The sequence below is a fragment of the Fundidesulfovibrio soli genome (genome assembly GCF_022808695.1).
Classification (GTDB): domain Bacteria; phylum Desulfobacterota; class Desulfovibrionia; order Desulfovibrionales; family Desulfovibrionaceae; genus Fundidesulfovibrio; species Fundidesulfovibrio soli.
Genome location: NZ_JAKZKW010000004.1, coordinates 64,521 through 76,482 on the forward strand (window position 1 = coordinate 64,521; position 11,962 = coordinate 76,482).

An 11,962-nucleotide genomic window follows, 5' to 3' on the forward strand; every position below is an offset into this window, starting at 1 on the left:
GTTTCTACTTCACATCCACGAACCATTTCCGCATGCGGCCGAGGATGCGATTGAACACTTTCTCGTCCGAGCGGATGCGGAAGCGCTTCTCCACGCCTTCCTTCTCCGCCCCGTACATGAGCAATCCGACCGCCGTGGCGTACATGGGGCTGTTCACCACGTCCTTGAGCCCTCCCACGCGCAGGGGAAAGCCTACGCGGGTGGGCAGGTTGAAGATCTGCTCCCCAAGCTCCTGAATGCCCTCGATGAGGGCCGTTCCGCCCGTGAGCACCACGCCGGCGGCGATGGCGTTCTTGAGCCCGGACTTGACCAGCTCCTGATCCACCAGGGCCAGCATCTCCTCGATGCGCGGCTCGCAGATCTCGGCCAGCACCTGGCGGGAGAGCCTGCGGGGCTCGCGGCCGCCCACGCTGATGACCTCGATCACCTCGTCCTTTCTCACCAGGTCGGAAAGGGCGCAGCCGTACTTGATCTTGATCTTCTCCGCGCTGGCCATGGGCGTGCGCAGGCCGAAGGCGATGTCGTTGGTCAGGTTGTTGCCGCCCAGGGCCAGCACCGAGGTGTGCTTGATGGAGTCGTTGGAGAACACGGCCAGGTCCGTGGTTCCGCCGCCCAGGTCCACCAGGGCCACCCCGATCTCGCGCTCCTCCTCGGTGAGCACCGCCTTGGAGGAGGCCAGGGCCTCCAGCACGATGTCCGCCACGTCCAGGCCGGCGCGGTGGCAGCTGCGAACGATGTTCTGGGCCGAGGTCACCGCGCCGGTGACGATGTGCACCTTCACTTCCAGGCGCACGCCGGCCATGCCCAGCGGGTCGGCGATGCCGCGCTGGTCGTCCACGATGAATTCCTGCGGCAGGATGTGGATGACCTCGCGGTCCAGCGGGATGGCCACGGCCTTGGCCGCGTCCAGCACGCGCTCCACGTCCTTCTGGGTGACTTCGCCGCCCTTGACCGCGATGACTCCGTGGGAGTTGAAGCCCTTGATGTGGCTCCCGGCGATGCCCGCGTAGACCGTGCGGATCTCGCACCCGGCCATGAGCTCCGCCTCCTCCAGGGCTTTCTTGATGGAGGCCACGGTCTGTTCGATGTTGACCACCACGCCCTTGCGCAGCCCCGTGGAGGGCGCGGTTCCGATGCCGACGACATCCACGCCTTCCGCGGACAGTTCGCCCACCACCGCGCAGATCTTGGTGGTGCCGATATCCAATCCGACTATGAGTTCCGAAGACTTGGCCATTTGGGGTCCCCCTCGCTCCTTGCTCGCGTGGTCTTAACCGTGCTTTTCCACCCACACCTTGTGGTTCTGGGCCGAGATGATCGCGACCTGGTCCAGCTCGCCGCGCTTCTGCAGGTTGCTCCAGACCAGCCCAAGGTGGGTGAGGTTGTTCTGCCAATCGTCCACGCCCACGCAGAGCAGGACGTTCCTATCCATGAGCCTGATCTCCAGGCCGTATCTCCACGAAAGTCTGATCCATGCCACCTGCTCCAGGCCGAAGGGGCCTTTCTTGTCGGCCAGGGCCTGGCGCAACTGCTCCAGCAGGGGCAGATGCCGCTCCATGCCGGACTCCACCTCGACCTGGGGCAGGGAGACGAACTTGTCCGCCTGCACCTTGTCGATGATGCGGCCCTCGCCGTCGGCGTAGCAGAGGCTCTCCTCGTACTGCACCAGGTAGCTGGGCTCGCGCTCCGTGACGGAAATGCGCAGGGTGTCCGGCAGCACGCGCGTCACCTGGGCCGACTCGATCCAGGGGTTGCGCATCAGCAGGGACTCCACGTTCTCCATGTTCACGGCCAGCAGGTTCTGCCCCTGTGTCAGCTCCGCCTGGGCCACCACGTCCTCGCGGGACATGCGGTTGATGCCCGTGATCTGAAGGTCGCGGATGGTGAAGTACTCGATGGTGGTCAGCCAGCGATACCCGGCCAGCAGGCCCACCGAAACCGCCACCATCAGCACGCAGGCCAGCACCAGGGTGCACAGCTTGGCGAACATGCCGCCCAGGAGCATGGCCTTGAAGCCCGCGCCGGACTTGCCGCGCGCCTTGTTGCCTTTGGCCTTGGCCAGGGTCAGGCGGCCTTCGCGGTTGGCCGTGCGGGATGCCGTGATCTTGGCGCGCGAGTCCTTGCCGCCACCGTAGGTGTGGGCGTTGCGGCTTCTGCTCGCGCCCAGGCCCAGGCGCGATGTGGGTCGTGCGGCCACGCTCACTGCACCACCTTCACTTCCAGCTTCAGCTCCACGCCGAAATGTTCGAGGACCGCCTGGCTGGCCTGGTCGATGAGCTCCAGCGCCGCCATGGCCGTGCCCCTGCCGTCGTTCACCAGAAAATTCGCGTGCATGCCCGAGAAGCGCATCCCGCCCAGGGCCTTGCCCTTGAAGCCCAGCTCGTCGAGCATCTTCCCGGCGCTCGCGCCCGGGGGATTCTTGAACACGCAGCCGCAGGTGGCCGCGCTCACGGGCTGGGTGGCCTTCTTGCGGGCCAGCACGTCGTCCATTGCCGCGCGCACCGCCTCGGGAGCCGCCTGGGTCAGGGCGTAGCGCGCCTCCAGCACCAGCCAGGGCTCGTCCAGGCCCAGGGGAGTGAAGCGGCGGTAGCCCGCCAGCCACTGCTCCGGCCCGATCCAGCGCAGGCCGCCCGACATGTCCCACACGCGCACGGCGTCCAGCAGTTCGGCGGTCTCGCGCCCGTAGCTGCCCGCGTTCATGGCCACGGCCCCGCCCACGGTGCCCGGGATGCCGGCCAACCCTTCCATACCGGAGAGGCCCTCACGCGCGGCCCAGCCCAGCAGCTTGGGCAGCATGAGCCCGCCCGGTGCCAGCACCAGCTCACGGCCGTCGGAGGAAAGCCCGGCGCGCACCGGGCTCCCCGCCTGGCCCAGGCTGACGACCGCGATGTCCAGGTCGCCGTCCAGGGCCAGAAGATTGCTTCCCCACCCCAGCACGAAGGGCCTGCCCGCGTGCCGGGCCAGCTCGTCCCCGAGCAGGGCCGCGTCCTCCGGGGATTCCAGGAGGATCTCGGCCTGCGCGCGGCCGCCCACCCGCAGGGTGGTGCGCTCCGCGAAGCGGGGTCCGGGCTGGATCTTAAGCGCCATGCGCCCCCTCCAGGAACTGTACGCCCACCTTCCAGACGCTGCCCGCGCCCAGGGTGATGAGCACGTCGCCGGGGCGCAGCATGGCCTGCAGGGTGTGCAGGGCCGCGTCGAAGTCCGGCACGTAGGTCACCTTGGTCTTGGAGACCTGACGGATGCCCTGGGCCAGGCTCTGGCCGGAGACGCCGGGGATGGGCTTTTCCGACGCCGGGTAGATCTCGGTGAGCACCAGCTCGTCCACTTCCTCGAAGCTCTTGCAGAAGTCGCCGAACAGGGCCTGGGTGCGGGTGAAGCGGTGCGGCTGGAAGAGCACCACGAGCCTGCGGTCCGGGTAGCAGCTCTTGGCGGTGGTCAGCGTGGCCGTGATCTCGGCCGGATGATGGCCGTAGTCGTCGATGACCAGCACGCCGTCGCGCTCGCCCTTCTTCTCGAAGCGGCGGCCCACGCCCGCGAAGTTGGCCAGCGCGGCCAGGACGGCCTTCTTCTCGAGCCCCGCCTCGATGGCCACGCCGATGGCGCCCAGGGCGTTCTGGATGTTGTGGCGGCCCGGGTGGTTCAGGGTCACCTCGCCCCAGAGCTCGCCGTCCAGGAGCACCTCGAAACGGGGGCGCGACCCGGAGTCCAGAATACGGCCGCGCAGGCGTGCCTTGGCGTCCTGCACGCCGTAGGTCAGCACCGGGCGGTTGATGCGCGGCAGGATGCGGCGCACGCCCGGGTCGTCCAGGCAGATCACGTTCATCCCGTAGAAGGGGATGGCGTTGCAGAAGCGGATGAAGCTGGCGTCGATCTCGTTCTGACCGGAGTAGAAGTCCAGATGGTCGGCGTCCACGTTGGTGACCACCGTCATCACCGGGGAGAGGCACAGGAATGAGCCGTCGGACTCGTCGGCCTCGGCGATGAGGTACTGCCCCTCGCCCAGGCGGGCGTTGGCGCCCATGGCGTTGAGCCTGCCGCCGATGATGACCGTGGGGTCGAGCCCGGCCTCGGAGAAGATGGTGGCCAAAAGCGACGTGGTCGTGGTCTTGCCGTGGGTCCCTGCCACCGCGATGCCTGAGCGCAGGCGCATCAGCTCGGCCAGCATCTCGGCCCTGGGGATCACCGGGATGCCCTTGCGGCGGGCTTCCTCAACCTCGGGGTTGGCCTCGGTGATGGCCGTGGACTTGACCAGCACGTCGGCCTGGCCCAGGTTTTCGCGGCCGTGGCCGATGGAGATTTCCGCGCCCAGGCGCTGCAGGCGCTTGACCGTGTCCGAGAGGGACATGTCGGAGCCCGTGACCTGATAGCCCAGGTTCAGGAGCACCTCTGCGATGCCGGACATGCCCGACCCGCCGATGCCCACCATGTGGATGCGGTTCACCTGGGTGCGCATGCCGCGCGCGGGGTTGCAACTCGTATCGATGTCAGCCACGTTGGTTCCTTTCATCATGCCGCCAGCCGGGTGAGCTCGCGCGCGATCACCCCGGCGGCGTCCGGTTTGGCCTGGGCGCGCGCGGCGCGGCCCATGGCCAGAAGTTTGTTCTGGTCGCCCAGCAGCCCGAGGATTGTGCCGGCCAGGAGATCGGCCGTCAGGTCCTTCTCGTCGATGACCACCGCAGCGCCCTCGCGCTCCAGCCAGGAGGCGTTCACGCGCTGGTGGTCGTGGGTGGCGTGCGGGAAGGGCACCAGCAGCGAGGGTTTGCCCATGCAGGCCAGCTCGGCCAGGGTGGAGGCCCCGGCGCGGCCGATCACCAGGTCGGCCCAGGCGTAGGCCCCGGCCATGTCCGTGATGAAGGGCTCCACACGGACGCCCGCCTGCCCGCGATAGTGCTGCGAGAAGGACTCGTAGTCGGCGGAGCCGGTCTGGTGCCAGAGCTCCACCCCTTCAGCGGCCAAACGGGGCCAGGCCGTCACCATCAGCCGGTTGACGGCCCGGGCCCCTTGGCTGCCACCCAAGACAAGAACCCTTTTTGGCACCACCCGCGAGGGCTCCGTCTCGACGTATCCCGCGATTTCGGGGCGCACCGGGTTGCCCGTGACGAGCACCTTGGAGGCCGGGAAAGCGTGGGTTTCGTCGGGATAAGTCACCATCACCTTGTCCACCACCCGGCCAAGGAAACGGTTCGTCACCCCGGGAACGCTGTTCTGTTCGTGCACGGCCGTAGGCACGCGCAGCATCCAGGCGGCCAGCACCGGGCAGAACCCGGCGTAGCCGCCGAAACCGGCCACCACCTGCGGCCTGAAATCCCTGACGATGCCCAGCGCGGTGACCAGACTCCAGGCCATCCGCAGCATGGCGGGCACCGCCTTGAGGCCCCGGCCGAGCACGCCGCGCACGGCCAGTCCCCGGAAGCTCACGCCCGCCCTGCGGGCCAGATCGCCCTCGGGGCCTTCGCCGCCCACGAAGAGGATCTCCACGCCGGGGTGCATGGCCTTCAGCTCGGCCGCCACCGCCAGCGCGGGGAAGATGTGGCCGCCGGTGCCGCCCGTGGTAACGATGGCGCGCTTCATGCGGGTTTCCTCCTCGAGAGGTTCAGGAGGATGCCGACGCATAGGAAGCCGGAAATCAGGTTTGAGCCTCCGTAGGAGAGGAAGGGCATGGCCACGCCCTTGGGCGGCACGCAGCCCATGACCACGGCCAGGTTCAGCAGGAAGCCGATGCCCAGCACCATGGCCATGCCGTAGGCGGTGAAGCGGTCGCGCAGGTCGTCCTGGGCCAGGGCGATGCGGAAGGAGCGCCACATGAGCACCCCGATCATGGCCAGGATCACGGAGACGCCGATGAAGCCCAGCTCCTCCCCGGTGACGGCCATGATGAAGTCCGTGTGCGCCTCGGGCAGGTAGAAGAGCTTCTGCTTGCCCGCGCCGAAGCCCACGCCCGTGATCTGCCCGGAGCCGAAGGCGAAGAAGGACTGCACCAGCTGGTAGCCCGTGCCCTGCGGGTCCTGGAAGGGGTCCAGGAAGGCGAACCAGCGCTTGAAGCGGTACGGCGAGTTGACCACCAGCAGCACGGCCGCGGCGGCGCCGAACAGGCCCGAGACCAGCAGGTAGATGATGCGGGTGCCGCCCACCAGGCTCATCAGGAAGAAGAGCATGCCCAGGAACACCGCGCCGCCGAAGTCCGGCTGGATGAGCAGCACCACGCCCAGGATGCCCGTGACCACCACCGGGGGGATGAAGCCCACGGAGAACGACTTCACCAGGGCCTGTTTGCTGGAGTAGAAATAGGCCAGGTAGAACACCAGCACCACCTTGGCCAGCTCCATGGGCTGGAGCAGCAGCGGCCCGATGTGCATCCAGCGCCTGGCCCCGCCCGCCTTGACCGAGAACGGCGGGATCATGGTCATGGCCAAGAGCGCCAGCACCATGAACAGCCAGAGGTACACCGGCCCGTAGAGGATCTTGCGCGGCAGCCAGGCCACGAAGAACATCAGGCACACCCCGATGCCCAGGAAGATCGCCTGCTTCTTGAAGAAGAAATATTTGTCGTGGACCATGCGCTCCGCCATGATGCCGGAGGCCGAGAGCACCATGACCACGCCGAGCCCGGCCAGGGCCACGGCGAAGGCCACCAGCCACCAGTCGAAACCGGAGCGGGGCGCCGTGATGGCCGGGGCCGCGACATGGGCCTGGGAGTGGGCGTGGGCGTGTACGCTCATTGCCTGGCCTCCGTCTCGTCGGGCAGGCCGGCCATGATCCGGGCGAAGTCCTCGCCGCGGGCCTTGTAGCCGGAGTACAGGTCGAAGCTGGCCGTGGCCGGGGAGAGCAGGATCACGTCGCCCGGCTCGCTGTTCCGGTAGAGCCTGGTCACGGCGGCCTCAAGCGTGGGCTCCCAGAACAGGGGCAGCTGCCCGCTCCAGGCGGCCTCGAAAATCTCGCGGTTGGCTCCGAACAGCCCCACCTCCACCACGCGGCCCTTGAACAGCGGCAGCACGGCCTCCAGGTCGCCGCCCTTGAACACGCCCCCGGCCAGCAGGCGCACGGGGCGGTCGAAGCTCTGCACGGCTGCGCGCATGGCGTCCACGGTGGTGGCCTTGGAGTCGTCCACGAAGAGCACGCCGCCCTTCTCGCCCAGGCTCTCCAGGCGGTGGGCCAGGGGCTTGAACGCGGCCACGGCCGCCCGGGCCTGCTCCTCGGTCACGCCCATGGCCCTGCAGGCCAGCCAGGCGGCCTCCATGTTGGCCCTGTTGTGCGCGCCGGGCAGGTGGTTCTCCGGGAAGCGGGAAGTACCCGTGAAGTAGACGCGGCGGGCCTTGGTGAACTTGCGGGCCTCGAGCTCATCCTTCATCTCCAGCGGCAGCACGGCCAGGTCGTTCTCGGTCATGCGCGTGAAGAGGTTGAGCTTGGCCGTGAGGTATTCCTCGATGTCGGCGTGGAAATCCAGGTGATTGGCCGAGAAGTTGAGCAGCACGCCCACCTTGGGGCGGAAGCTCTTCACGTTCTGCAGCTGGAAGCTGGAGACCTCCAGCACGGCCACGTCGCAGGGCTCGCCCGAGAGCAGATGCTCGGAGAGGGGCGTGCCGATGTTGCCGCCCACGAACACCCGTCGCCCGGCGTGGCGCAGGATCTCGCCGATGAGCGTGGTCGTGGTGGTCTTCCCGTTGGTGCCGGTGACGGCCACAATGGGGGCCTGGTTGAACCAGGAGGCCAGCTCCAGTTCGCTGAGCACCTGGGCGTCCGGGCAGGCCGCCAGGAACGCGGCGAGCTTGGCCACGGGCACGCCGGGGGAGAGCACCACCATCTGGGCGCCCTCGAAGTCCTCGGGCTTGTGGGGTCCGAGCCGCAGCTCCACGCCCAGGCCTTCAAGCATGGCGCGGGCCCCGGCGTCCAGGGCCTCGGGGTTGCGGTCCAGCAGGCGGACGGCGGCGCCCAGCGCGGCCAACAGGCGGGCGGCGGCCACGCCGGACACGGCGGCTCCCACCACCACGGCCTTGTGCCCGGCCAGCTGCGACTTGTGGATCAGCGCCTGCATCCCGCTACCTCAGCTTCAGCGTGCTCAAGGCCACGAAGGCCAGGAGGATGGAGAGTATCCAGAACCGGATGATGATCTTGGATTCCGGTATCCCCTTGAGTTCGAAATGATGGTGCAGCGGGGCCATGCGGAAGATGCGCTTGCCCCCCGAGAACTTGTAGTAGCCCACCTGCAGGATCACGGAGAGGGTCTCCAGCACGAAGACGCCGCCCACGATCATCAGGATGAACTCCTGCTTGCAGACCACGGCCACGAAGCCCAGCGCCCCGCCCAGGGCCAGGGAGCCCACGTCACCCATGAACACCTGCGCCGGGTAGGCGTTGAACCACAAAAACCCGAGCCCGGCCCCGGCCATGGCCGCGCAGAACACCGCGACCTCGCCCACGCCGGCAACGGGCAGCACCTGGAGGTAGCGCGCCATCTGCGCGTGGCCCGCCACGTAGACGAACAGGGCGAACATGCCCGCCGCCACCACCGTGGGGCCGATTGCCAGGCCGTCGAGCCCGTCGGTGAGGTTCACGCCGTTGGAGGCCCCCACGATCACCAGCACGGCGAAGGGCAGGTACCACCAGCCCAGGTCCGGCGAGAAGTTCTTGAAGAAGGGCACCTGGAGCTTGGTGGAGAAGTCGGGGTCCATGAGCAGCGCGCCCACGGCGATGCCGGCGATGACCAGCTGCCCGATGAGCTTGCCCCTGGCGGAAAGGCCCTTGTTGTTCTTCTTGACCACCTTCAGGTAGTCGTCGCCCAGGCCGATGAGCCCGAAGCCCACGAAGACCATGATGGCCATCCAGACGTTGGCGTTGGTCAGGTCCGCCCAGAGCAGGACCGAACCCAGGATGGAGGCGACCATCAGCAGCCCGCCCATGGTGGGGGTTCCGGCCTTGCACTGGTGGGCCTTGACGTCCTCGTGGATGTACTGGCCGCACTTGATCTTGGTCAGCCAGCGGATCATGCGCGGGCCGAACACGATGGAGATGATGAGAGCCGTGGCGAAAGCGTAGATGGCGCGGAACGTGATGTAGCGGAACACGTTCAGCACGGTCATCTGGGCGGCGAAGGGGACCAGCAGCCAGAAGATCACTTGCTTTCCCCCCCGCGGGTTGCAAGAAAACGATCCAAGAACTCCTCCATGCGCTGGGAGCGCGAGCCCTTGAAGAGCACCGCTCCCTCGTCGATATCCATGTCGCGGGCCACGCCCTCGAAATCTTCCGCGGTCTCCACCGGCACGAAGCGCCCGGCGTAGCCAGCCGAACGCAGGCCGCGCTCCACATGCCCGGCCGCGCCGCCCTTGAACACAAGCAGGTCGCAACCGCCCCTGGCGATGCACTCGCCCAGGGCCTGGTGGGCCTGGTCGGCCTCGGGGCCAAGCTCGCCCATCTCGCCCAGCACCAGCACCAGCCGCCCGCCGCCCGCCAGGGACCTGGCGGACTCGATGGCCGCCGCCATGGACAGGGGGTTGGCGTTGTAGGTGTCGTCGATGACGGCCAGCGGGCCCATGCGGCGCACATCGAAGCGTCGGCCGGGCAGCTCCGCGGCGGCGAGGCCCTCGGCGATCTGCCGGGCGTCCGCGCCCAGCACGCTGGCCGCGGCGGCGGCAGCCAGCACGTTCTCGGCCAGGTGGCCGCCGTGGCAGGAGAGCGCCACCTCCAGCTTGAGGCCCTGCAGGTTCAGGCGGTACAGGCCGCGCCCGTCCGGGTCGCAGCCGGTGAAGGAACAATAGTAGGGGGCCTCGCGGTCCCTGGTGGACATGGCCTGCACGTCGTGGCGGATCTCCCTGGCGGCGGCCCACAGCTCGGGGTAGTCGCGGTTGGCCAGGGCCACCCCGCCGGGGCGCAGGAAGTGGAACAGCCCGGCCTTGGCCCGGCCCACGCCCTCGATGCTGCCCAGGCCTTCCAGGTGGGCGGGGCCGATGTTGTGCACCACGGCAACGTCGGGCTCGCAGATGGCCCCAAGCTCTTCCATGTCGCCGGGGCGGCTGATGCCCAGCTCCAGCACCCAGAGGCGGTGCTCTTCTCCGGCGGCCAGCATGGAGAGCGGCAGGCCCAGCTGGTTGTTGAAATTGCCAGGGTTCTTGATGGAGGAGGCCATGCGCGCGGCGATGGAGGCCAGCATCTCCTTGGCGGTGGTCTTGCCCGCCGAGCCCGAGAGCGCGGCCACCACGGCGCGGGTGCGCCTGCGCCAGTGGCGGGCCAGCAGGCCCATGGCCACCAGCACGTCGGGCACCTGGAGCACGGCCGCCCTGCCCTCCGCCTCGGTCAGCGGGCGGGAGGCCAGCAGCGCGCTCGCGCCGCGCTCCACGGCCTGGGCCGCGAAGTCGTGGCCGTCGGCACGCTCGCCCTTGAGGCAGCAGAACAGCGCCCCGGGGCGCGCCTGGCGGCTGTCGCTGGTCACGAGGTCGCACACGGCGTCCGCGAAGGGGCGGATGTCGGCCTCGGCCTGCACTGCGGCCATGATTTCGCCCAGGGTGAGCCTCATGCCAGAAGCTCCTTGACCACCGCCACGTCGTTGAAGGGGTGCTTCACGTCGCCGATCTGCTGGTAGGTCTCGTGCCCCTTGCCCGCGATGAGCAGGGCGTCCGCCGGGGTGAGCAGCTCCAGGGCCATGGCGATGGCCTTGCGGCGGTCCGGGTGGGCGATGACCTGCCTGGCCCCGGACAGGCCGGGCATGGCGTCGTCCATGATGGCCTGGGGGTCTTCGTGGCGGGGATTGTCCGAGGTGAGCACGGCCACGTCGGACCAGTCCGCCACGGCCTTGGCCATAAGCGGGCGCTTGGTGCGGTCGCGGTCGCCGCCGCAGCCGAACACGGTGACGATCTTGCCGAAATCGAGCTTGCGCAGGGCCTTGAGCACGTTGACCAGGGCGTCGGGGGTGTGGGCGTAGTCCACGTAGACGTTGAGGCCCCGGCAGTTGGGCACACGCTCGAGCCTGCCCGGCGCGCCGTGGCAGGTGGCCAGGCTCGCAAGCTGCTCGGGGGTGAAGCCGATGGCCAGGCACGCGCCCTGGGCGGCCAGCAGGTTGGAGGCGTTGTGCGCCCCGGCCAGGGGGGTGGAGAAACGCCAGGAGCCGCCGACGTAGCGCATCTCCAGTTCCATGCCGTGGGCCGTGTTGCTGAGGATCACACCCTGGAGCCAGCGCTTCGAGGCGCCCGCCCCGCCCAGGCCGTAGCCCAGGGCGTCGGGCATGCTGTCCAGGAGCCTGCGCCCGTAGGGGTCGTCGCCGTTGAGCACCGCGCCGGTGGAGCTTTTGAGGTAGGCCTCGAAGAGCCTGCGCTTGGCCTTGAAATAGGTCTCCATGTCCTGGTGGTAGTCCAGGTGGTCCTGGGTCACGTTGGTCAGGGCGGCGGCGTCGAAGGTCAGGCCCTCCAGGCGGCCCTGGTCCAGGGCGTGGCTGGATGCTTCCATCACCGCGCCGGTGACGCCAGCCTGGATCATGCGGCCCAGCATGGAGTGGATGGCCAGGCAGCCTGGGGTGGTTAGGTTGGCGGGCACTGACTCGCCGGGCCAGCGGTATTCCACCGTGGAGAGCACCCCGGGCTTGCCGCCTGCCGAGGCCATCACGTGCTCCACCAGGTAGGCGATGGTGGTCTTGCCGTTGGTGCCGGTGACCCCCACCAGGGGGAAGGGCAGCTTGGCGGTGCCGTTGAAGGCGGCAGCGAGCTGGCCCAGCGCCCGGCGGGGGTTGTCGGTGAGCACCAGCTCCGCCCGCGTGCATGCGGGGAAATTCTCGGCCGAGGCGGCCACCACGTAGCCCGCGCCCTTCTCCACGGCCATGGGCACGTAATCGGCGCCGTCCTGCGCCGCGCCGGGCACGGCAACGAACACGTCGCCGGGCTCCACCAGGCGGGAGTCCGTGCGGATGGGCAGCCCCGCAGCCACGCGGTTCAGGAGGTCCGCCCAGGCGGCTGTTTCGGGCTTGTCTGTGAAGCTCATT

10 protein-coding genes are annotated in these 11,962 nt (G+C 68.7%); all 10 read right to left on the reverse strand.

The window, feature by feature from the left end; genetic code table 11:
- Positions 1-4 precede the first annotated feature (4 nt).
- The 10 genes from ftsA to MLE18_RS06560 are packed head-to-tail and all read right to left on the reverse strand — an operon-like array spanning position 5 to position 11,961.
- Positions 5-1,237, reverse strand: coding sequence for a cell division protein FtsA (gene ftsA / locus MLE18_RS06515; RefSeq protein WP_243311907.1), 1,233 nt, complete (start codon positions 1,235-1,237; stop codon positions 5-7).
- A gap of 33 nt (positions 1,238-1,270) precedes the next feature.
- The gene (locus MLE18_RS06520; RefSeq protein WP_243368471.1) at positions 1,271-2,203 is read right to left on the reverse strand and encodes a cell division protein FtsQ/DivIB; all 933 of its coding nucleotides are present in this window, start codon (positions 2,201-2,203) and stop codon (positions 1,271-1,273) included.
- Positions 2,200-3,087, reverse strand: a complete 888-nt coding sequence (gene murB / locus MLE18_RS06525) for a UDP-N-acetylmuramate dehydrogenase (protein ID WP_243368473.1) — start codon at positions 3,085-3,087, stop codon at positions 2,200-2,202. Before murB ends, MLE18_RS06520 begins: the two co-directional genes overlap by 4 nt.
- Positions 3,077-4,453: a UDP-N-acetylmuramate--L-alanine ligase gene (gene murC, locus MLE18_RS06530; RefSeq protein WP_243368685.1), complete on the reverse strand. Its 1,377-nt coding sequence runs from the start codon at positions 4,451-4,453 to the stop codon at positions 3,077-3,079. Before murC ends, murB begins: the two co-directional genes overlap by 11 nt.
- 53 nt (positions 4,454-4,506) lie before the next feature.
- On the reverse strand, positions 4,507-5,571 hold the full coding sequence (gene murG, locus MLE18_RS06535) for an undecaprenyldiphospho-muramoylpentapeptide beta-N-acetylglucosaminyltransferase (RefSeq protein ID WP_243368478.1): 1,065 nt from the start codon (positions 5,569-5,571) through the stop codon (positions 4,507-4,509).
- A complete protein-coding gene (gene ftsW, locus MLE18_RS06540) occupies positions 5,568-6,719 on the reverse strand; it encodes a putative lipid II flippase FtsW (RefSeq protein WP_243368480.1) in 1,152 nt (383 codons plus the stop codon). The genes murG and ftsW overlap by 4 nt, the downstream gene beginning before the upstream one ends.
- Positions 6,716-8,032: a UDP-N-acetylmuramoyl-L-alanine--D-glutamate ligase gene (gene murD, locus MLE18_RS06545; RefSeq protein ID WP_243368484.1), complete on the reverse strand. Its 1,317-nt coding sequence runs from the start codon at positions 8,030-8,032 to the stop codon at positions 6,716-6,718. Before murD ends, ftsW begins: the two co-directional genes overlap by 4 nt.
- A gap of 4 nt (positions 8,033-8,036) precedes the next feature.
- Positions 8,037-9,113, reverse strand: coding sequence for a phospho-N-acetylmuramoyl-pentapeptide-transferase (gene mraY, locus MLE18_RS06550; protein ID WP_243368486.1), 1,077 nt, complete (start codon positions 9,111-9,113; stop codon positions 8,037-8,039).
- The gene (locus tag MLE18_RS06555) at positions 9,110-10,507 is read right to left on the reverse strand and encodes a UDP-N-acetylmuramoyl-tripeptide--D-alanyl-D-alanine ligase (RefSeq protein ID WP_243368488.1); all 1,398 of its coding nucleotides are present in this window, start codon (positions 10,505-10,507) and stop codon (positions 9,110-9,112) included. Before MLE18_RS06555 ends, mraY begins: the two co-directional genes overlap by 4 nt.
- On the reverse strand, positions 10,504-11,961 hold the full coding sequence (locus tag MLE18_RS06560; protein WP_243368490.1) for a UDP-N-acetylmuramoyl-L-alanyl-D-glutamate--2,6-diaminopimelate ligase: 1,458 nt from the start codon (positions 11,959-11,961) through the stop codon (positions 10,504-10,506). The genes MLE18_RS06555 and MLE18_RS06560 overlap by 4 nt, the downstream gene beginning before the upstream one ends.
- Position 11,962: the final 1 nt, after the last annotated feature.